The 19,401-nt window shown below is 63.7% G+C and carries 20 protein-coding genes and 1 tRNA gene; 9 read left to right on the top strand and 12 right to left on the bottom strand.

Annotated elements, in window-relative coordinates; translation table 11 throughout:
* Positions 1 to 48: 48 nt before the first annotated feature.
* From H7X45_RS09170 to H7X45_RS09160, 3 genes are all read right to left on the bottom strand, one after another.
* Complete coding sequence (locus H7X45_RS09170) at positions 49 to 3,609, bottom strand: class I SAM-dependent DNA methyltransferase (protein WP_187334600.1); 3,561 nt, start codon at positions 3,607 to 3,609, stop codon at positions 49 to 51.
* 280 nt (positions 3,610 to 3,889) lie between these two features.
* Complete coding sequence (dnaN, locus tag H7X45_RS09165) at positions 3,890 to 5,005, bottom strand: DNA polymerase III subunit beta (protein ID WP_187334599.1); 1,116 nt, start codon at positions 5,003 to 5,005, stop codon at positions 3,890 to 3,892.
* A 161-nt stretch (positions 5,006 to 5,166) separates the two neighbouring features.
* Positions 5,167 to 5,826, bottom strand: coding sequence for an outer membrane protein (locus H7X45_RS09160; protein ID WP_187334598.1), 660 nt, complete (start codon positions 5,824 to 5,826; stop codon positions 5,167 to 5,169).
* Positions 5,827 to 5,955: 129 nt separating this feature from the next.
* Between H7X45_RS09160 and H7X45_RS09155 the strand changes: the two genes are divergently transcribed.
* The 5 genes from H7X45_RS09155 to H7X45_RS09135 are packed head-to-tail and all read left to right on the top strand — an operon-like array spanning position 5,956 to position 10,024.
* Complete coding sequence (locus H7X45_RS09155; RefSeq protein WP_187334597.1) at positions 5,956 to 6,603, top strand: histidine phosphatase family protein; 648 nt, start codon at positions 5,956 to 5,958, stop codon at positions 6,601 to 6,603.
* Between the two features lie 8 nt (positions 6,604 to 6,611).
* Positions 6,612 to 7,073, top strand: a complete 462-nt coding sequence (locus H7X45_RS09150) for an invasion associated locus B family protein (RefSeq protein WP_214645482.1) — start codon at positions 6,612 to 6,614, stop codon at positions 7,071 to 7,073.
* 56 nt (positions 7,074 to 7,129) lie between these two features.
* On the top strand, positions 7,130 to 8,386 hold the full coding sequence (gene rlmN, locus H7X45_RS09145; protein WP_187334595.1) for a dual-specificity RNA methyltransferase RlmN: 1,257 nt from the start codon (positions 7,130 to 7,132) through the stop codon (positions 8,384 to 8,386).
* 52 nt (positions 8,387 to 8,438) lie between these two features.
* Entirely contained in the window at positions 8,439 to 9,419 is a 981-nt protein-coding gene (locus H7X45_RS09140; protein WP_187334594.1) for an acyl-CoA thioester hydrolase/BAAT C-terminal domain-containing protein, read from the top strand.
* On the top strand, positions 9,416 to 10,024 hold the full coding sequence (locus H7X45_RS09135; RefSeq protein WP_187334593.1) for a class I SAM-dependent DNA methyltransferase: 609 nt from the start codon (positions 9,416 to 9,418) through the stop codon (positions 10,022 to 10,024). Before H7X45_RS09140 ends, H7X45_RS09135 begins: the two co-directional genes overlap by 4 nt.
* On the opposite strand, the gene H7X45_RS09130 is transcribed toward H7X45_RS09135, so the two are convergent.
* Positions 10,025 to 10,558 (bottom strand): hypothetical protein, encoded by a 534-nt coding sequence (locus H7X45_RS09130; protein ID WP_187334592.1) that lies wholly within the window; start codon positions 10,556 to 10,558, stop codon positions 10,025 to 10,027.
* An 83-nt stretch (positions 10,559 to 10,641) separates the two neighbouring features.
* On the opposite strand from H7X45_RS09130, the gene H7X45_RS09125 reads away from it, so the two are divergent.
* Positions 10,642 to 11,715: a winged helix-turn-helix domain-containing protein gene (locus tag H7X45_RS09125; RefSeq protein ID WP_246449867.1), complete on the top strand. Its 1,074-nt coding sequence runs from the start codon at positions 10,642 to 10,644 to the stop codon at positions 11,713 to 11,715.
* Between the two features lie 170 nt (positions 11,716 to 11,885).
* Here the strand turns inward: H7X45_RS09125 and H7X45_RS09120 are convergent, their stop codons facing one another.
* From H7X45_RS09120 to H7X45_RS09110, 3 genes are read right to left on the bottom strand one after another with little or no spacing between them, the layout of a single operon-like run.
* A complete protein-coding gene (locus H7X45_RS09120) occupies positions 11,886 to 12,500 on the bottom strand; it encodes a flavin reductase family protein (protein ID WP_246449415.1) in 615 nt (204 codons plus the stop codon).
* Between the two features lie 54 nt (positions 12,501 to 12,554).
* Positions 12,555 to 12,929: a VOC family protein gene (locus H7X45_RS09115; RefSeq protein WP_187334589.1), complete on the bottom strand. Its 375-nt coding sequence runs from the start codon at positions 12,927 to 12,929 to the stop codon at positions 12,555 to 12,557.
* 14 nt (positions 12,930 to 12,943) lie between these two features.
* A complete protein-coding gene (locus H7X45_RS09110; RefSeq protein WP_187334588.1) occupies positions 12,944 to 13,090 on the bottom strand; it encodes a hypothetical protein in 147 nt (48 codons plus the stop codon).
* Positions 13,091 to 13,194: 104 nt separating this feature from the next.
* Here H7X45_RS09110 and soxR point away from each other — a divergent pair, with 104 nt between their 5' ends.
* Positions 13,195 to 13,650, top strand: coding sequence for a redox-sensitive transcriptional activator SoxR (gene soxR, locus H7X45_RS09105; protein WP_187334587.1), 456 nt, complete (start codon positions 13,195 to 13,197; stop codon positions 13,648 to 13,650).
* On the opposite strand, the gene H7X45_RS09100 is transcribed toward soxR, so the two are convergent.
* A complete protein-coding gene (locus H7X45_RS09100) occupies positions 13,647 to 14,954 on the bottom strand; it encodes a spinster family MFS transporter (RefSeq protein ID WP_187334586.1) in 1,308 nt (435 codons plus the stop codon). The genes soxR and H7X45_RS09100 overlap by 4 nt on opposite strands.
* Positions 14,955 to 15,092: 138 nt before the next feature.
* Between H7X45_RS09100 and H7X45_RS09095 the strand changes: the two genes are divergently transcribed.
* Complete coding sequence (locus H7X45_RS09095) at positions 15,093 to 16,334, top strand: SAM-dependent methyltransferase (protein WP_187334585.1); 1,242 nt, start codon at positions 15,093 to 15,095, stop codon at positions 16,332 to 16,334.
* 16 nt (positions 16,335 to 16,350) lie between these two features.
* Here H7X45_RS09095 and H7X45_RS09090 read toward each other — a convergent pair whose 3' ends face one another.
* Complete coding sequence (locus tag H7X45_RS09090; RefSeq protein ID WP_187334584.1) at positions 16,351 to 17,118, bottom strand: thioesterase family protein; 768 nt, start codon at positions 17,116 to 17,118, stop codon at positions 16,351 to 16,353.
* A 47-nt stretch (positions 17,119 to 17,165) separates the two neighbouring features.
* Entirely contained in the window at positions 17,166 to 17,642 is a 477-nt protein-coding gene (locus H7X45_RS09085; RefSeq protein WP_187334583.1) for a hemerythrin domain-containing protein, read from the bottom strand.
* 107 nt (positions 17,643 to 17,749) lie between these two features.
* On the opposite strand from H7X45_RS09085, the gene H7X45_RS09080 reads away from it, so the two are divergent.
* Positions 17,750 to 18,748, top strand: a complete 999-nt coding sequence (locus H7X45_RS09080; protein ID WP_187334582.1) for a mechanosensitive ion channel family protein — start codon at positions 17,750 to 17,752, stop codon at positions 18,746 to 18,748.
* Positions 18,749 to 18,845: 97 nt separating this feature from the next.
* Here H7X45_RS09080 and H7X45_RS09075 read toward each other — a convergent pair.
* Positions 18,846 to 18,920 (bottom strand) — tRNA-Val (locus H7X45_RS09075).
* Between the two features lie 79 nt (positions 18,921 to 18,999).
* Positions 19,000 to 19,386, bottom strand: coding sequence for a cell cycle two-component system response regulator CpdR (cpdR, locus tag H7X45_RS09070; protein WP_187334581.1), 387 nt, complete (start codon positions 19,384 to 19,386; stop codon positions 19,000 to 19,002).
* Positions 19,387 to 19,401 lie beyond the last annotated feature (15 nt).

The following is a 19,401-nucleotide window of genomic DNA, read 5'->3' as shown; positions in this document are numbered from 1 at the left end:
TTGCCGAGTTGCATCGCCGGACCTCCCGAAACTACAGAGGCCTTGAGCCTAGCGCGGCAGGAAATAGCCTTCGTCGGTGTGCCGCGCCGCGCCCGTCGCCACCAGCGTCTCCAAAACGTCGGCGACGCGTGCCTTGCGCTTGGGCGTCGTGCGCCCCTTGAACAGGGTGGCGAGCGCATCGGCGGGCAGCGGCGCTTCGGCTTCGTGCAGCAGATCGCGCAGCGCGCGAATCTGGTCGAGATCCTTGGCGGGCCAGGCACGCTCTTCGACAACGCCCGCTTCCACCAGTTCGATGTCGAGCGCGTCCTGCCCCTTCACCTTATGGGCGAGGCGTGGGCGCTGATATTCGGGGCGAAGCCAGCGCACTTGCCCACGCTTCTCCTCCGCCGCGCGCTCCTGATTGAGCGCGACCAGCCGCACGAGCAGTTCCTCCTCGGCGGCTTCCTGGTCTGCGGACTTGTGCGGGCTGGGCGTGGTCGCGCCGGGCTTGCCCACCAGCCGCTTGCCGAGGTCTTCCCAGCCATAGGCCGCGAAGACTTGTGCGTCGATATCGTCATGAATTTCCTTGAGCACCGTGATCTGGGCCGCCTTGGCGATGTCCAGTTCCTTCTCGCTCAGCGGAACGACATCGGCCTTGGCATCGAGTTCGCGATAGCGTTCGAGGACATTGTACATGTCCGTCATGGTGAGGAAATCGTGCGCCGCCAGCCGCTCCTTGCGGAACGCATCGAGCCGCTCGCCGAGCTGGTCGAGATAGGCGGATTGGGCGTCGGCGAGGGCGGGGAAGGGGAAGGGATTAAAACAACCGGTGTGGTTATATGTTGCGTCATTGCCAACGCCAAGCCAGCCACCCGTTGCAAATGCAAAACAGGTATGCGCCGTTGAGCTCAGGATTGCGAGGTTTGCGCTGCCTTCGATGGCCAGTCCAACGACCTTGCTTTCGATGGTGATATCATTTGGAAGTGTCAGAAATAGCCGATGCCTTGCAGTTCGCGCCGTCGCGAAAAAGAAGTCTAGATCGGCAATCGCCTCTCTCCATTCGGATCGAGGTTCGCCCCAAATCCACCACTTCTTGCGATATATTTCGCGATTGTTCTGATCTCGCTCTGGTTTAACTTGCTCCAAGACGCGCTGGTAAATTTGCGGATGGTCTCGTTGTATTTCAATGTCAGTTAACCCGTAGAGATCGATGACTGAGGCACCGCGAGAACGTTGGGCAATATCGCGACCATTCACGAACTTTTTAATAAGGGGCGAATCGGGAAATTTGGACTGGTCTTGGCTGTCGATAATGAAACCAGCGCCGTGCAGCTTCACACCCATGTGAGCCAAACCTTCGTTAGAGATAAGCTCGCTGAGCTTGGAAAGATCGGCTCCGATCCGAAGCGCACTCGTAATCTTCCCCTCATCCGTCTCCAGCTTCACCTCGGGCGTATCGCTGTTCAGCCCGCTCTCGCGCACCACTTCCGCCAGTTTGCCCTGCCGCTCACCGCGCACGGCGACGGTCATCGCAATGCGCACCGCCGCCTTGTCGCTCGCCTTCAGCCAGGGGTGATCGGGGATCGCATAGACCAAAGATAGCGGCAGCTTGGCATTCATGTGCCGCTCCACCACGCGGCGGCTGAAGGTCTGGGTGATCGAATTGGTGGTGATGAAGCCGAAACGGCGCAGCGGATTCTCGCCCTGCGCACCCTTTGGTGGCTTGGCGAGGAGGCGGGTTGCCGCCTCGTCCCAGAAATGCATCACGAAATCCGCGCCGCCGGGCACACCTTCACGCACCTTCCATGCCGCCTCGGCATAGCCGTCGCCCAGTTCGGCGCGCATGTCTTTGCCCCCGATGAAGGGCGGGTTGCCGACGATGAATTCGACCTGCGGCCACTCGGCGCGGCGCGGGTTCACATATCGGTACAGCTCCATCGTCGCATCGGGATCGGGAACCTCCTCGCCCGTAATCGGATGGCGCTTCATCGTCTCGCCGTCCCAGCGGCTCAGCGGCGTGCCGTCTGCATCGCGCAGCATCTCCATGCTGTCATAGGCGATCAGGGCGTCCTGATGCTTGATGGTGCCATAAGCGTGCAGGATCGGTTCGGGCAGGTCCTTCACCTCCACCGTGCGCAGCTGCCATTTGAGGAAGCCGATCCACAGCACCAGGTCTGCGATCGGCACGGCGCGCGGATTGATTTCCAGCCCGTAGAACTGGCGTGGATTGACGGTCTCGCCATCGAGCAGCAGGCGCGCCTCGTCATCGCCCAGCGCTTCCAGCGTTTCGAGGATTTCGCCTTCGAGCCGCTTCATCAGTTCCAAACTGACATAGAGGAAGTTGCCCGTGCCGCAGGCCGGATCGAGCACGCGGGTGGTGCACAGGCGATGGTGGAAATCGCGCACGGCGGCGATGGCCGCATCGTCCTTACCCTGCTTCTGCAGATCGGTGACGAGGGCCTGCACCTCCTGCCAATCGCTGCGCAGCGGCTCGATAATGGTGGGGACCACCAGCCGCTCCACATAGACGCGCGGGGTGAAGTGCGCGCCCAGCTTGCCGCGCTCCTTGGTATCGAGCGCGCGTTCCAGCAGCGTGCCGAAGATTGCGGGTTCGACATCGCACCAATCCTTGCGGCTGGCGAGCCAGAGTTCGCGGATATCGTCCGCGTCCAGCTGCAATGCCGTGCGCGTCTTGAACAGCGAACCGTTGAACCGTTTGAGCGTGGCGTTGAGATGCGGGGCGTAGCCGCCTTCGTCCATCACGCGCCACAGGCTCTCCAGCGCAGGCGCGAAATTCTCCGGCGTCTCCACCATCTGTTCCAGCAGCTTTTCGAAACCCGTATCGGGCAGCAGGCCGACATCCTCGGCGAACATCGTGAACAGGCAGCGCATCAGGAATTCGGCGATGTCCTTGGGTGCGTGCCGTCTTTCCAGGCTGCGCGCGATCTTGGCGAGACGCGCGGCAATGTCCTCCGTCACCTCGGCGCTGATCTTCGCGGGATCGAGGCTGTGCGGATCGGTCCAGATCGCGCGCAGGCGATCCTGCACCTTGGTATCCAGCAAATCGTCCAGCGAGATGCGGTAGGACTGGCGATCGGGGAAATGCGCGTAGTTGCGGCCCTGCCCGCTGAAATCGGCATAGACCTCGATCACATTGCCGATGTCCGCGACCAGGATGAAGGGCGGGTAAGGGTGATCGTCCGGCAGGGAGCGGGCGTAATCCTCCGCCTGCCGCTTGGCCGCGATCATCACATTGTCCCAGCTCTTGGTGCCGCGCTTGGCATGGCCCAGCTTCTGCTTGGTCTCCACGCCCGCCAGTTCCAGCTGCTCGGTCGCGCGCGCCTTTTCGCGCTTGGCGGATTGCTTCGCTTCCCAGATGAAGCAGTCGCGCTTGTAACAGTCGATGCGGCCCGTGGTGGTGCCGCCGCCGGGATGGCGGAAGGTGACGTTGCGTTCGAAGACGTAATCGTTCTGGCGCGTGTCTTCGCGCGCGGGCGACGGTTGTTCCACGCCCAGCGCGCCGGTCAGCCGCTCCACAAACAGCTGCGCGTTCGCCATTTCCGAACCGCCGGACGCTTCGAAGTCCGCGATCAACTGCGCGAGCTTCGCGCTATCTACTCCCCCACTCATGCACGCAACTTTATGGGGCGGGCCGGGGGTTGTCCATGCGGTTTGATAGGGGTGACGGCGCAGAGAAAGCGCTGTCCTACAGCGTACCGGATCGGTTATATCGCGGGCTGACTATGAACCGATCGCCCCGCCTCGTCATGCGCCACGCCTGCGCGTCCGTTCTCCGTCATTGCGGGACTCGCAATCAAGCGGAACGGAACGGGCAAGACATTCCGCCTCTGGACAGTGTGAAGCAGTGTGAAGCTGGCGCGGGTCAGACCCGGCGTGTCAGTCCAGCGGGTCAGACCCGCATGGGCATCAGCACGTACAGCGCGCGGGCCTTGTCGCCTTCGCGGATCAGCGTGGGGGCGCTGGCGTCGGCCAGATGCAGCTCCACGCTGTCGCCCTCGATCTCGCCCAGGATGTCCAGCAGGTACCGCGCGTTGAAGCCGATCTCGAACCCGTCCGCGCTGTACGCGCCGGGCACTTCCTCGGCCGCGGTGCCGTTCTCCGGGCTGGTGACGGACAGGGTGATCTTGTCCGCGCCCAGCGCCATCTTGACGGCGCGCGTCTTCTCCGTGGCGATGGTGGCCACGCGGTCCACGCCCTCGGCAAAGCTCTTGGGGTCGATCTTCAGGAGCTTGTCGTTGCCGGTGGGAATCACGCGGTTGTAGTCCGGGAAGGTGCCGTCGATGAGCTTGCTGGTCAGCACCGCATTGCCCAGGGTGAAGCGGATCTTGGAGGCGCTGAGGTCCACCTGCACGCGGGCCTCGCCATTCTCGTCGAGCAGCTTCCTGAGCTCGCCCACGCATTTGCGCGGCACGATGACGTCGGGCATGCCCTCCGCGCCGTCCGGGCGGGGCAGGGTGACGCGGGCCAAGCGGTGGCCATCGGTGGCCGCGGCCTTCAGCACGGGCTCGCCGTCCTCGGCCACGTGCAGGAAGATGCCGTTGAGGTAGTAGCGCGTCTCCTCGGTGGAGATCGCAAAGCGCGTCTTGTCGATGATGGCGACGAGGTCTTGGGCGCTAAGCTCGAAGCTGGTCGGCAGCTCACCCTCGGCGATCACCGGGAAGTCGTCGCGCGGCAGGGTGGCGAGGGAGAAGCGCGCGCGGCCGGCGTGCACGGCCATGCGCCCGTCGGACGCCTCGAAGCGCACCTGGCTGCCGTCGGGCAGCTTGCGGGCGATGTCGAACAGCGTGTGCGCGCTCACCGTGATGGTGCCGGGCGTCTCCACCTGCGCCTCTGCGGTCTCGACGATCTGCAGGTCGAGGTCGGTCGCCATCAGCTTCAGGCCGCCGCCTTCGCGCGCCTCGATCAGGACGTTGGACAGGATGGGGATGGTGTTGCGGCGCTCGACCACCGACTGGACGTGGCCCAGGCTCTTCAGCAGGCTGGCGCGCTCGATCGTGGCTTTCATGGATCCCTCTTCTACCCCGGTACGTCGTTGACGCGCGCGGAAGTGCGAGTCCCCCGCGCAAGATTGCCGGGGTGTCCTAACATGAAAAAAGGCCGGGGCAAGCGCCCCGGCCTCCGTTCACGCGCCGAAACGCGTGGATAAGGCTTTAGATAAAGCCTGAGTTAGAAGCGATAGCCGACGCTCACCGCAACCTGGTGCCGGTCCGTATCGACCTTGAAGTCGTCCACTAGGGTCGACTGGCCGGTGCCGAAATCGGCCGAGCTATAGTTCGAGTAGCGATACTCGATCTTGCCGAAGGTGTTCGGCGTGAAGGCGCGTTCCACACCCGCACCGACGCGGAAGCCGTCGAGCTCATAGTTGCGATCGAGTTCGGTTTCGCCGTCGTTCGCCAGCAGGTTCAGGCGGGCATTGGTGTAGCCGCCCTTCACGTAGACGAGCGTCTGCGGGTCGGCGAGCACACCGGCGCGCGCACCGACATACAGGTCACGGCCCGCATCGACGCGGCCGAAGCCGAAGGTGTTCGGATCGGGGTTGTTGTAGTCCACCTTCGCGGTGCTGTCGGTATATTCACCCTCGACGCCCAGGACGACGCCGCCGACGTTGAAGTCGTACCCGACGCCGGCACCGTAGAGCAGGCCGTCGATCGACTGGTCGTCATTCTCGAAATTGCTGTCGACATCGCTACCGGCGGTGACATTGTCATAGCCAAGCGTGGCTTCGACGCGCGGACCGGTGAACGGGCCGGCGGTCGCGCTCTGGGCAAGAGCAGGCGTGGCAGCCGCACCGGCGGCGAGAATGAGGGGGAGATAGATCTTACGCATTTTGTTACTCCGTTATTATTCGTGCTGCCCTTTGTGGGCGTGTCACGGACGGGAAAACGGAGGGGTTGGCCGGTTTGTTTCATGAACCTGATACAACGAAACCCTGTTGCATAATGATCACAAAGTCGGGTGAAACAATTGATTAAAAAAGGATTAAAGCTGTTTATCGCCCGGCATGGCGAGACGGTGTTCAACGCTGCCGGGCGTCTTCAGGGAACCCATGCGCATACGCCGCTCACCGCGCGCGGGTTTGCCCAAGCGCTGGCGATGGGGGACGGGCTGGCCCGCTGGCTCGGCGAGTGGAACGGGCCGCTCGATCTGGTGGCTTCGGATACCGGCCGCGCGCTCCAGACGCTCGCCATCGTGGCCGAAGCGATCGGGCGGGACTGGCATGAGGCGACGACAGACCCGCGGCTCGCCGAGATCGATGTGGGCAGATGGGGTGGGCGTTATTATCGCGATCTGATGGCCGAGGGACCGGTGATCGATGTGCAGCAACGGCTGTTCGTGCGGCTGCCCGAGGATGCGGAAAACTATGGTGATATCGCTGCGCGGCTCAATGCATGGATCGCGGAACAGGCATTCGAAAATGATATGCTGATTATCAGCCACGGCATGACCAGCCGCGTGCTGCGCGGCATCCTGTGCGGCCTGCCCGATCTGGACGGTTTCGACGCGCCGATCGCGCCGGGCCTGCCGCAAGGCAGCATGGTGATGGTCCGGGATGGCGTGGAAGAGGTGATCGTAATGGGGAAAGGTGAGGGCGAAAAGGGATGAGGCGTGCCATGTTCGCCCTCCTGCCGCTCCTGATGGCCACGCCGCTGGCTGCGCAGGAAGCTCTCGGCGTGTTCGAAGGGTGGGGGGCATTCGCGCAGGAACAGGAATGCTATGCGATCGCCCGCCCCGAACGCGTCGCGGGTAGCGAGACGGCGCGCGCTTATGCGGGGTTCGCGTTCGCTAGAGGCGGGCTACCTCGCTTCTATGCCCGCCTCAGCCGGGAACGGCGCGCCGGAACCAGCCTGACGGTGACGCTGGGGGGACGCCGGTTCCGGCTGACCGGCAAGGGGCGTGAGGCGTTGGCCGCAAAGGCGGCAACCGACCGCGCGATCCTCTCCGCACTGCGCATGGCCAATGCAATGAGCTTGGAGGGCACGGATGTGCAAGGGCGCCCGATCGTCGATGCTTATGCGCTCGCCGGCGCGCCTAGCGCGATCGACGCCGCGCGGCTCAGCTGCCTTTCGCGATAAAAGCCTCACGAGGCCACCGCTTCCCAAACGCTGCCGGAACACGTATATTGACGGTCATGTCCGACAGTATGACCACCGCCATGCCCATCGCAGGGCATTTCGATCCCGTGCCCGTTCCCCGCAACGTCACCGCACGCGAGGATGGGCGTGTGGACCTGCTGGGCCTGAGCCGTGCGGAAATTCGCGACACCTTTTCCGCCGCCGGGCTGGATGAGCGGCAGGCCAAGCTGCGCTCCAAGCAGGTGTTCCACTGGATCTACCATCGCGGCGCAACCGACTTCGACGGCATGACCGATATCGCCAAGACCATGCGCCCCTGGCTGGCGCAGCGCTTCGTGATCGGCCGCCCGGACGTGGTCGAGGCGCAGGTGTCCACCGACGGCACGCGCAAGTGGCTGCTGAAGTCGGTCGATGGGCACGAATTCGAGATGGTGTTCATCCCGGATGCGGACCGCGGCACTCTGTGCGTTTCCAGCCAGGTCGGCTGCACGCTCAACTGCCGTTTCTGCCATACGGGCACGATGCGGCTGGTGCGCAACCTGACGCCGGGCGAGATCGTGGGCCAGGTCATGCTGGCGCGCGATGCGCTGGGCGAATGGCCGCGCGGCAACATGGCCGTGGGCGATATGGACGAAGAGAGCGACCAGGCGGCCTACACCGCCGATGGCCGCATGCTCACCAACATCGTGATGATGGGCATGGGCGAGCCGCTTTATAATTTCGATCATGTGCGCGATGCACTGAAAGTGGTGATGGATGGCGACGGTCTGGCGCTGTCCAAGCGGCGCATCACGCTTTCGACGAGCGGCGTTGTGCCGATGATGGAGCGCTGCGGGCAGGAAATCGGCGTGAACCTGGCCGTCTCGCTCCATGCGGTGACGAAGGACATCCGCGACGAGATCGTGCCCATCAACAAGAAATACGGCATCGAGGAGCTGCTGCAGGCCTGCGCCGACTATCCCGGCGCGAACAATGCCCGCCGCATCACGTTCGAATATGTGATGCTGAAGGACAAGAACGACAGCGATGATGACGCGCGCGAGCTGGTGCGCCTGCTGAAGCATTACCGTCTGCCGGCCAAGGTGAACCTCATCCCGTTCAATCCTTGGGAAGGCGCACCCTACGAATGCTCCACGCCGGAACGCATCCGTGCATTTAGCAACATCATCTTCGAAGGCGGCATCAGCGCGCCGGTGCGTACCCCGCGTGGCCGTGATATCGACGCCGCCTGCGGCCAGCTGAAAACGCAGGCGACGAAGAAGAGCCGGGCCGAGCGGGACCGCGAGGCTGCGGAAGCTGCAACCGCCGCTTGAAACGGTCGTGCATAAGTGTAATGCCTTCCTAATACACTAAGGGAGGTATAGTTTGCGCACGTTTCTGACAATTCTCGCGGCTTGCGGTCTGGGGCTTTCGGTGCCGGCGTCGGCCGATCCCGGCCTGCCCGTCGCCCCGACCGAGATCATGGTCGGAGACGAACTGCCCTATGCCTATTTCGCGACGCCCGAGGGCGACGGCCCCTTCCCGGTGCTGATCGTGCTCGGCGGTAGCGAAGGCGGCGACACGGGGTCGCGCGGCTCGGCCCCGCGCTTCATCGAACAGGGCTATGCGGTGCTCGGCCTGCCCTATTATTCGCCTGCCTATCTCCCCCCGGCCAAGCAGTTGCCGGACTTGCCCGAGGCGTTCGATTCTATCCCGCTCGAAAAGCTTGCCATCGCGCAAAACTGGTTGCGCAAACGTGATGATGTGAAAGCAGATGCGATCGGACTGTACGGCGTGTCGAAGGGAGCGGAGTTCGTTCTTGCCGGGGCCAGCCGGATCGACGGGTTCGCCGCCGTCGTCGCGATCGTGCCGAGCGATGTGATCTGGGAGGGCTGGGGCCCGCAGGCAAAGCCCGGCGAGGTCAGCAGTTTCTCCTGGCAGGGCGAGCCGCTGCCCTTCGTGCCCTATCTCGGCATGGAAGAGGAGTTCGCGAAATATGCGATCCCCGGTGCAGTCGTGCGCCTGCGCACCCCGCAGGATTCCGGACGCCGGGCCAATCCCGATCGGGTGCCCGCCGCGCGCATCCAGGTGGAGGATATCGACGAGCCGGTGCTGGTGGCGGGCGGCGATGCAGACAACACCTGGAATTCGGGCGGAATGGCGCAGAACATTGCCGAACGCCGCGCCGAGGCAGGCGGGCTGGAAACGGTCGCGCTGATCTATCCGGGCGCGGGCCACGCATTGTCCGGCACCGGCGTTCAGCGAACCGAAGGCGAATTTCGCTCCGACGAAGCGACGCTCGCTGCGCAGCAGGAGATCTGGCCTGCGACGCTCGCTTTCCTGGCCGAGCATCTGAAGGGCCGATGAGCTTCGACGCGGAGACCATCGCTTATTATCAGGCGGCGGCTCCGCGCTACACCGCGAGCACGGCGCAGGACCGTCACCGGCACCTCGATCCTTTCCTGGATCGCCTTGCGCCGGGTGCGCAGGTGCTGGAACTGGGCTGCGGTGTGGGGCTCGATGCCGCGCACATCGTCCGGCGCGGGTTCGCGCTGGATGCGACCGACGGCACCGAAGCGATGGTGCGCAAGGCGAACGAGCGCTTCGGCGTCGGCGCACGGATGATGCGCTTCGATCAATTGGACGCCGTGGAGAAGTATGATGCCGTCTGGGCTCACGCATCGCTGTTGCACGTGCCGCGCGCGGCGCTGCCCGCTATTCTCGCCCGCATCCACGCCGCGCTGAAGCCCGGCGGACTGCATTTCGCCAATTACAAGCTGGCGGATGAATGCCATCCGGATGAGGGGCGCGATCCCTTGGGGCGTTGGACGAACCTACCTACCGCCGCATGGCTGCAGGAGCGATATGCCGCGGCAGGTTTCAGAGTTCTCGATACCGATCGCTATACCGCGAAGGGCAGCGATGGCGTGAGGCGCGAATGGCTCGCGCTCACCTTGCGCAAGGCCGACTGATCATCGCGCCGCGCGGCGGAAACACCAAGCCGAGGCCAGCCAGCCGACGGACAGGACGATCAGGAATATGATCACGCGCTGATCCCACAGGATGGCAGTGGGAACGGTGAGCAATTGAAGCAGAGCAGCCACGCCCATCACTTTGGCCATGCCGTCCGCCCGTCCCCGAACGAACGCCGTACCGATGATCGCTGCCAGCGGGATCAGGAAGAAGATCTGATTGACGGCATTGTCCTCGCTACCGACGATACCGACCGCAAGGTTGCTCCAGACGGTGAACAGGCCGATCAGCAGCGCCAGCCCCGCGCCCAGCCGATACCAGCCATTGGGCGCGGCGCGTGCGGCAAGCTCATATCCGGTCGCCACCGCGCCGAAGATCAGGCCTGCGAAGACGAAGTCTCCGGCGGTCCAGTCCACTTCTCCGGTCAATTGCATCGCAATCAGCGGGATGCAGAGGAGGGCGGTGATGATCGCGATCCAGATGATCGCACGGCGAAAGTTGTAGGGCGGGCGCCGTAGCGCGTCGTCGGTCATTGCAGTACGTCTCCTCATCGAAAGGGGAGCCGCTATTTGGCCGCGGCAGGTCATGAGCGTCATGAGGAAGGGCTGAGCAATTGGTGAAATCGAACGGAAGTCCCGTGCAATTCGGCCGGTTCGTTCTCGAACCGGCAGATCGCACGCTGACCGAAGATGGCGTGCCGCTCGATTGCTCCAACCGCTATTTCGATGCGCTCGCCCTATTGGTGGCGGAGGCCGGATCGCTCGTGACGAAGGACCGCTTTCATGAAGAGGTCTGGCGCGGCGTGCCCGTCACCGACGAGGCGTTGACCCAATGCATCCGCACCCTCCGCCGCCTGCTCGGCGACAGCGCGAGCGATCCAAGTTTTATCGAGACGGTGCCGAAGCATGGCTATCGCTTCATCGCGTCGGTCGAGCCTGCCGCGCCGGAAGCGCTGCGAGCAGGAGAGAGTTGGGCCGCGCCAGAAAGCGGGCGCGATTGGACCGCTTTGTTGCAGCTCTGGGGAGCGGGAACGCTCGGCGGAGCACTGGCCGGATTGGTGGGCGGCTTATTCTACGGCTTCGGCGCGACGGTAACGCCGGGCATGGGTTCGCTCTCGGTGTTGGTGGTGATCGCCAGCGTGACGCTGATGGTCGCGGCGCTGGGCGCGGCGGCGGTGTGTTTCGGTATCGCGGTGGCGGAAGGGCGCGGGCGCGGCGCGCAGTGGATGCGGCTGACGCTCGGCGGCGCGCTGGGCGGGCTCGTGATCGGCGGCTTGACGCGTCTGCTCGGCCTCGACGCCTTTCAACTGATGCTGGGCCGATCGCCCGGCAATATCACCGGCGCACCGGAGGGAGCGCTGCTCGGCGCTGCGGTGGGGCTGGGTGTCTGGCTGGCGCTCCATCACCTCGCGCGTAAACCGGTGGAAGTCGGCGTCGCCGCGGCAGGCGCGGTGGGCGCATCGGCAGGCCTCGCGATCGCGCTGGCGGGAGGACGGTTGATGGGCGGCAGCCTCGATCTGTTCGCCGATCGCATCACCGGATCGAAGCTGTCGCTGGATGCCATCGGCGGGTTGTTCGGGGAAAACGGCTTCGGCGTCTTCACGCGGATCGCCACCAGTATGCTGGAGGGCGCGCTGTTCGCTGCCACCATCGCCGCCGCAATGTTGCTGATCGCCCGCCGCCGCGTCTGAAGTGCTGTCCTACAGAAGGCGTGAGGCGCTAAACTGCGGTTATGCCCCGCTTGCCCCGCCGCCCTGCTTCGCTTTGCCGCTCAGCTTGCGGCCGGAGGAAAAGGGGCCCCCCGTATCGGAACATTCGCGACCTTAGGATCACAAACTGCTGTATCAATCGAACGAATCGATCAGTCGGGGCGGGGCATGAAAAACTTGTCGTTGTCGGTGATGGTGAAATAGTCCCCGGGGCCGCCGCCACGCAGGATCGGGCGCGCGCGGGCGGTCTGGTAGATGCCGTCTTCCAGCATCGTTTCGTCGATATGGACGCCCACGACTTCGCCCAGGATCAGCCAGCTGGGCACGTCGTCCCCGCTCGCGGTCTTGAGCTGCTCGATCTGGGTCACGCGGCATTCGAATTTGACGGGCGCATCAGCGACGAGCTTGGGGCGGATCAATTTCGGCTCCGCCACATCGATCTTCGCCGCTTCGAATTCGCTAGTGCCGTGGTCCAGCCCGGCCGAACTCGCGTTCATCTGCTCGCGCTGCGCCCAGGTGGCGAGGTTCCAGCTGAATTCCGGCACCTCGCGCACATTTTTGAGCGAATCCTTGTCGCCCACGCTGCAGAAGCCGACGATCGGGGGCACGTAGTTGAACGCGTTGAAGAAGCTGTAAGGTGCCAGGTTGTGGACACCCGCCTCGCTTACCGTGCCCACCCAGCCGATCGGGCGCGGCGCGACGATGGCGTTGAACGGGTTGTGGGGCAGGCCGTGACCGGCGGCGGGCTCATAGAAATGCGTGCTCATGCTGGCGCGCATAAAGATGTGCCCGTCGCTTGGCCAGTGCGGCCCCGCCGCGTTTCAGGCGTAGCTCACCACCTCGAACTCGATGTCGTCGGGGCCAAGAAAGTAGAAGCGCCGTCCGGGTTCGTAATCGCCATGGTTGAATGGTCGATAGCCCGCCGCGGATACGCGGGACTCGGCCGCGTCCAGATCGTCCACCACCACGCCGATATGCTGCAATGGCGCGCCCTTGGGGAAGCGCACGGCGGGGGCGTCCTTGGGGCTATAGAGCGCAAGATAGTGATCGCTGCTGCCCAGATGGATCGTGCGTCCACCGTTCAGCGCGGGGCCGCGCCAGCGTTCCGCCCAGCCGAAGATCTGCCTAAGCTTTTCGGCGGCTTCATCCGGATCGGTGACGGTGATGTTGATATGTTCGATGAAAGCGTCGGTCATGATCGCTCCTCCCTTCACGCCTTCAGGCTGAACAAATGCGCCAGAATGGCGGCGTCGTCCGCTTCGAGCCGAATGCGCCGCCGATCCCGTGCGGGCGTTGCTTTCGCTCGTTCGTCCCTGATCGCCAGCCCGTCCCAGATCCTGTCGATTGCCGTTTCCATGTGCCTGTCTCCTGTTCGTTACGGCCGCCCGATGCGAACCGCTTGGCAACATGTGCGACCTCAAGCTAAGTTGAGGTCAAACGATTTGGCGAACGGAAAAATCGATGAGAGCAAGCGACTTACTTGGTATAAGCGATCTGGCCCGGCGCACCGGCCTCTCGGTTTCGGCGATCCGCTTTTACGAGGAGCGGGGGCTGGTGCATCCGCAGCGCGATGGCGGCAACCGCCGCCGCTTCCGCCGCGCGGATACCCGGCGGCTCAGCTTCGTGCTGATCGCGCAGCGGCTGGGCCTGACGATCGAAGAGATTGGCGCCGAACTCGCCAAGCTTCCGCAAGATCGGGCACCGACGGCGCGGGACTGGGAACGCAGCAGCCGCCGGATTGCGCAGGTGCTCGACCGGCGCATCGCGGCGCTGGAAAAAATGCGCGCGGACCTCACCGGCTGCATCGGCTGCGGCTGCCTCAGCCTGAAGAAATGCGCGCTCTACAATCCAGGCGACGCATGGGCGGCCAAGGGTGCCGGTCCGCGCGTTCTGCTGGAAGGAGAAAGCGAGGCTTAGGCGGCGGCGCGCTCCATTTCCTTCAGCGCCTTGCCCGCGCGCCAATAGTGCCACACCGCCCAGGGTGTGAACGCGGCGCCGGTCAGCAGGGCGTAGCGCAGCGACTCCTCACCGAAAGCACCGCGATACACATCGGACAATATCCCGATCGCGGTCGGCCCGGCACCGAGCCCGATCAGGTTGATGACGAGCAGCGTGATCGCCGCCCAGACGGCCCGCATCTTAAGCGGTGCAAGCCCCTGGATCAGCGCGAAGGTGGGGCCGAGATAACAGCTCTGGAACAGCAGCGCGATGAAGTAGCTCGCCATGGCCCACCAGGCGTCCTGCAGCAGATAGAGCGCGAAGAGAAAGGGCAGGGCCGCGGTTTTGCCCACTGCAATCATCATGCTTTGGCTGTGCAAGCCATGGCGTTCGGCCAGCCGGTCGGCCAGTTTGCCGCCGCCGACGGTCCCGGCGACGCCCGCGACCGCCAGAATGGGCGCGATGTAGAGCGCGATCTCCAGCTTATCGAAGCCGAAGCTGCGGATATAATAAGCCGGGCCCCAGGAGGTGAGCGCGTAGCCGATCATCGAGGTGATGGTGACGCCCGCTACCAGATGGCGCGCGGCGCGGTTCTGCCAAAGGGCGCGGAAGCCGTCCCACAGGCTGGGGCTGCTATCGTCGGCCACCGTCTGCGCGGCGTCCGACATGCCGCGCGGGGGCTCGACTGCGAACAGGCGCACCGCGATGGCCAGCAGAATGCCGGGCAGGCCGATGACGAAGAACGCCATGCGCCAGCCGTAAAAATGCGCGATCGTGCCGCCCAGAATGGTACCCATTGCCGCGCCCAGCGTAACGCCGAGCGAGTAGATGGCGAGGGCGCCCGCGCGCTTCTTGGGCCCGTAAAGATCGGCGATCATTGAATGGCTGGGCGGGCTGGACCCGGCTTCGCCGATCCCCACCCCGATCCGGGCGAGGAGCAGATGGACGAAATTGTTCGCGAATCCGCACAGTGCGGTAGCTCCGCTCCACAACGCCAAAGCCACAGAGATGATATTGCGGCGATTCTTGCGATCGGCCAGCCATGCAACCGGTATGCCGAGCGTCGCGTAGAATACGGCAAAGGCAAGGCCGGCGACAATGCCGATCTGCGTGTCCGTGAGGACGAGATCGGCCTTGATATCCTCGATCAGGATCGAGAGGATCTGCCGGTCCATATAGCTGAAAAAATATGTAATCGTGAGCAGGGCGAGCGTGATCTTGCGCGCCCGCGGGCTGACGCCCGGCATCACTGTTTCGGCGAAATCCGCCGCCTTGCTTGCCATTCGGCCTCTCCTTTATCGGCCATAGAGCTAACAGCGATGGGGGCTGCGTCAAAGCATTTCGAAAGACCGGTATGGCGGGGCGGTGCGCGCTCGCGTCAAGCGGTGGTAAAATGGGAGGGGAACGCTAAATGCCCTGACATGAGTTTGCTTGGACGGATCATCGGCTCGCGCATCGAACGCGGCACTCTTGCGTTTTTCTGGCCCGACGGCAGCGTCGAACGCTTCGGCATACGGACCGCCGGCTGGCCCGACGTCGCCTTGCGCTTTCACGACAAGAAAGCGGAGCGGCGGATCGTCACCAATCCCAATCTCGGCATGCCCGAAGCCTATATGGACGGCAGCGTCACCGTCGAAGAGGGCGATATCTGGGATCTGATCATGCTGGTGCGCCGCAACGCGCCCTGGGAGGCCGGGGCCGAGGTGGGCGCGCGCAAGCCGCTGGCGCGTGCGGGCGAGTGGCTGCTGAGCCGCGCGGATCAGGTCAACGGCATCGGCCGATCGCGCCAGAACGTCGCGCATCATTACGATCTCAGCAATGATTTCTACCGGCTCTGGCTGGATGAGGACATGCAGTATAGCTGCGCCTATTGGCCCGAAGAGGGCATGACGCTGGAAGAGGCGCAGACCGCCAAAAAGGCGCATATCGCGGCCAAGCTGGCGCTGGAGCCGGGGCAGCGGGTGCTCGATATCGGCTGCGGCTGGGGCGGCACGGCGCTGTATCTTGCCTCGCTAATGGACATCCGCGTCCACGGCATCACATTGAGCACCGAGCAGCTGGCCTTGGCCCAGGAGCGCGCCGAGAAGGCGGGCGTGGCAGACCGGGTGACGTTCGAGCTGGTCGATTATCGCGATTTGGCAGCGCGTGAGCCGGAGAGCTTCGACCGGGTGGTCTCGATCGGCATGTTCGAACATGTGGGCCAGCCCAATTTCGAAACCTATTTCGCCTGCCTGCGCAAGCTGATGAAGGCGGACGGTGTGGCGCTGATCCACACCATCGGGCGTTTTGGCGGGCCGGGTGCAACTGATGCATTCACGCGCAAATATATCTTCCCTGGCGGTTATATCCCCGCGCTGTCGGAAACGCTGGTGGCGAGCGAGAAGACCAAGCTGATCCACAGCGATATCGAGACGCTGCGGCTTCACTACGGATATACGCTGCGCGCTTGGTATGAGCGGGTGGTGGCGCAGAAGGACAAGGTCGTCGCCATGTATGACGAGCGCTTCTACCGGATGTGGATTTTCTATCTGGCAGGTGCCGCCGCGGCCTTCGAAGGCGGGGGCATGTGCAATTATCAGATCCAGTTCGTCCGCGAACGGCGCGCATTGCCGCTTTCGCGCGATTATATGCTGGAAGCGGAAAGGCGCTATCTGGGCAAATGAAGGGTGGGGGCGCCGGTCAGACGAAAATCGCGACCGACTGCATCCCCATCATCACCGGCCGGCCGTCGGCATTGCGCAGCGACATATATTGGCTGCTCGATCCATCGACGGCCTGATGGCCCTCGGCATCGACCCACCACCAGCCGTCCGTGGTTTCGGGGGCATCGGTGAGGAGGTTGAACTGCCAGTTCATGCTGCTGACCGGCCCGGGCTTTTCCATCGCGCCCATAGCCGCGGGAGGCAGCGCGTCGCCGATCGCCATCAGCTCGACCATTGGATCGAGCCCCTCGCGCTCTTTCAAACGGTGCCAATTGGCTAGATGCACATTGCCCTTGCCCAGCTCCAGCCGCTTGTCGGGATAATCGAGTTGGGAGGTGAAGAATTCCGGCGGGCCGCTGCGCGTTTCCTCGTCGGACGGAAGCGGTGGCAGCTCGATGTTCGGAACGAGGTCGAAAGCGATCGAACTTTCACGGCCGTTCATGAAGATGAAGCTGGCGATCATCCCGATCCCGCCTTGGCTTTCCAGCTCGACTTGGACGAAGGCCGTGTTCTTGCCGCGGCGGAGCAGGCGGCGCTTGGCGGTCACTGTCTCGGCGATAGGGCCGACGAACGCGATCTGCCCGCTCTTCAGAGGCGGCAAATCGTCCTCGATCGTTCGTGCCGCTTCCAGCGCGATGGCGCTGGAGAGGCCGCCATAAGCGGTGCGACCCTGCATCCAGCCTGAAGGGACGGCTACGGAAAGGTCATTCGCACGAAATGTGTTCAGAAGTTCGGATAGGCTCATGAAAGCCGGTGTAATGGGGGCGCGGGATGCCGCAACCCCCGATTGCATCAGTCCAGCGCTTCGTTCTTCTCGCCCTTCTCGGCGCGCTCCTTCTCGGCGGGCTTGCGCTCCTCGAACTTGGCGGCGAGGTCTTCGGGCACGCCCTTGTCGAGCTCTTTCTTCGCCACCGGGAAGATATCCTCTTCCTCCTCATCGATATGATGCTCGTACCGGTGACGCATCTTCTTGAACGTGGCGATCCAGCCGGGGCTGGACATGTCGGTTTCCTGGAGCTCCTCTAGAAAATCGTCGATCTCCTTATGCTCGGACACGGAGTGCGTGCCTTCTTCGCGCATATCAGGATCCTGCAGCATCACGGCATAGAGCGACTCTTCCTCGGCTGCCGCATGGGCAGTCACTTCGATCCGAAACTTCTTGAACAGCTCTTCACGGTCGGCGCTGTCGCCGCTGGTGTCGCCGATTTTTTCGAGCATCTCGCGATGGCGGTCGTGGTCCTGTTTCAGGCGTTCGAAAATATCGGTCATGAGAGCTCCGTCGGTGCTTTGAATGTTCACGTCGATCAATGGCGGGCGGGGATTTCGGTTCCCGTTACGGGGCCGGAACGCTTGGGGCTGCGGACGGTTGGTTCCGCATGATCGATCACACGATGCTTGCCGCCGCCGCCCCGACCCGCAACGCCCTCGATCCCAATGCGGCGGTGGATAAGGTCAGTGGATGGCTGGACTGGATCGATCTCAACTGGCCCAATTTCGTGGCCGCGGGCATCACGTTCCTGCTGTTCCTGCTGTTGGCCTATGCACTGGGGCAGATCGTCCGTCGCAGCCTGGCGGCGCGGCAGCGCAGCGATCTGGGGGCAGTGCTGGGCTCGCTCGTGAAATGGGCGCTGATCCTTTGGGGTCTCCTCATCGCGCTCACCATCGTGATGCCCAGCCTCAATCCGGGCGATCTGGTGGCGGGGCTCGGCGTCAGCTCCATCGCGATCGGCTTTGCCTTCAAGGATATTCTGCAGAACTGGCTGGCTGGCCTCCTCATCCTGCTGCGTCAGCCCTTCCGCGTGGGCGACCAGATCGAGGTCGATACGCATGTCGGCACGGTGGAATCGATCAAGACCCGCGCCACCAACATCCGCACCTATGACGGCCAGCGCATCGTGATCCCCAACAGCACGGTCTATACCAACAGCGTGGTGGTGAAGACCGCTTATGCCACGCGGCGCGCGGAATATGATGTCGGCATCGGCTATGGCGACGATCTTGATGCCGCGCGCGATGTGATTCGCCGCGCGGTCGATGCCTGCGAACATGTCGACAGCGAACATGGCATCGACGTGCTGACCTGGGACCTGGCGGCAAGCTGGGTCACCATCCGCGTGCGCTGGTGGACCAAGAGCCTCCGCGAAGATTTGGTGGCAACGCGCGCCGAGGTGATCCGCGCGATCAAATATGCGCTCGACGAGGCGGGGATCGACATGCCTTATGAAACGCACGTCCATCTGTTCCACGATCAGACAGAAGATATCGACGGCGTGCGCGGCGAGCAGCGAGAAGGCTGGCCGGGTGGCGGAGACGTGCCGGAGCCGCGCTGGCGCAAGCAGATCAAAGAGGAAATCATGAAGGGCGCGACGGAGTAGGCGCGACGGTTCCAGATAGTGCCGCGCGTGCTAGCGAGCCTGGGAGTGCCGAAGTCTCCGGGGGCACTCCCCCGGATCAACCTTCAGTTCCGGAAAATGGTGGGCGTAGGAAGGATTGAACTTCCGACCCCCGCGATGTCAACACGGTGCTCTACCACTGAGCTATACGCCCATTTTCCGGTGGCCACGCCCCTGGCGGGGCGCGATCGAAGGCCGCTCCTCTAACGACAGGAGGGCCGGCGTTCAAGTGCCTAAATCAGGCCGCTCTTGCTCTCGCCCTGAAACATGCGGTCCACTTCCAGCACCAGATCGCGCAAGTGGAATGGCTTTGACAGAAGCTTCGCGCGAGGAACGGCCTCGCCGGCGCGCAAGGTGACGCCGGAAAAACCAGTGATGAACATCACTTGCGTATCGGGGGAAACCTTGCCGCAATGCTGGGCAAGCTCGATCCCGTCCATTTCCGGCATGACGATGTCGGTGAGGAGCAGGTCGAACCGCTGCTCCTTGAGCAACGGCAGTGCTTCCGTACCGCGATCGACGGCCACCACTTCATAGCCCGACTTTTCCAGGGCGCGCGTCAGATAGCCCCGCATCGCCTCTTCGTCTTCGGCCAGCAGAATACGGATCGGGTCGGGCATAAGGGAGGCTCGGTC

The sequence above is a fragment of the Novosphingopyxis iocasae genome, from assembly GCF_014334095.1.
Lineage (GTDB): Bacteria > Pseudomonadota > Alphaproteobacteria > Sphingomonadales > Sphingomonadaceae > Novosphingopyxis > Novosphingopyxis iocasae.
The sequence above is the reverse complement of the archived record's forward strand: the minus strand, read 5'-3'. Positions and strand labels throughout refer to the sequence as shown.

What these genes read in the sequence shown, in the direction of transcription:
- H7X45_RS09150 (WP_214645482.1), top strand. Translation starts at nt 6,612, where the DNA reads ATGTTCGCCCTCCTGCCGCTCCTGATGGCCACGCCGCTGGCTGCGCAG.
- soxR (WP_187334587.1), top strand. Translation starts at nt 13,195, where the DNA reads ATGAGAGCAAGCGACTTACTTGGTATAAGCGATCTGGCCCGGCGCACC.
- H7X45_RS09085 (WP_187334583.1), bottom strand. Translation starts at nt 17,642, where the DNA reads ATGACCGATATTTTCGAACGCCTGAAACAGGACCACGACCGCCATCGC.
- H7X45_RS09080 (WP_187334582.1), top strand. Translation starts at nt 17,750, where the DNA reads ATGATCGATCACACGATGCTTGCCGCCGCCGCCCCGACCCGCAACGCC.
- dnaN (WP_187334599.1), bottom strand. Translation starts at nt 5,005, where the DNA reads ATGAAAGCCACGATCGAGCGCGCCAGCCTGCTGAAGAGCCTGGGCCAC.
- rlmN (WP_187334595.1), top strand. Translation starts at nt 7,130, where the DNA reads ATGTCCGACAGTATGACCACCGCCATGCCCATCGCAGGGCATTTCGAT.
- H7X45_RS09110 (WP_187334588.1), bottom strand. Translation starts at nt 13,090, where the DNA reads ATGGAAACGGCAATCGACAGGATCTGGGACGGGCTGGCGATCAGGGAC.
- H7X45_RS09100 (WP_187334586.1), bottom strand. Translation starts at nt 14,954, where the DNA reads ATGGCAAGCAAGGCGGCGGATTTCGCCGAAACAGTGATGCCGGGCGTC.
- H7X45_RS09095 (WP_187334585.1), top strand. Translation starts at nt 15,093, where the DNA reads ATGAGTTTGCTTGGACGGATCATCGGCTCGCGCATCGAACGCGGCACT.
- H7X45_RS09115 (WP_187334589.1), bottom strand. Translation starts at nt 12,929, where the DNA reads ATGACCGACGCTTTCATCGAACATATCAACATCACCGTCACCGATCCG.
- H7X45_RS09120 (WP_246449415.1), bottom strand. Translation starts at nt 12,500, where the DNA reads ATGAGCACGCATTTCTATGAGCCCGCCGCCGGTCACGGCCTGCCCCAC.
- H7X45_RS09160 (WP_187334598.1), bottom strand. Translation starts at nt 5,826, where the DNA reads ATGCGTAAGATCTATCTCCCCCTCATTCTCGCCGCCGGTGCGGCTGCC.
- H7X45_RS09170 (WP_187334600.1), bottom strand. Translation starts at nt 3,609, where the DNA reads ATGAGTGGGGGAGTAGATAGCGCGAAGCTCGCGCAGTTGATCGCGGAC.
- H7X45_RS09135 (WP_187334593.1), top strand. Translation starts at nt 9,416, where the DNA reads ATGAGCTTCGACGCGGAGACCATCGCTTATTATCAGGCGGCGGCTCCG.
- H7X45_RS09090 (WP_187334584.1), bottom strand. Translation starts at nt 17,118, where the DNA reads ATGAGCCTATCCGAACTTCTGAACACATTTCGTGCGAATGACCTTTCC.
- H7X45_RS09130 (WP_187334592.1), bottom strand. Translation starts at nt 10,558, where the DNA reads ATGACCGACGACGCGCTACGGCGCCCGCCCTACAACTTTCGCCGTGCG.
- cpdR (WP_187334581.1), bottom strand. Translation starts at nt 19,386, where the DNA reads ATGCCCGACCCGATCCGTATTCTGCTGGCCGAAGACGAAGAGGCGATG.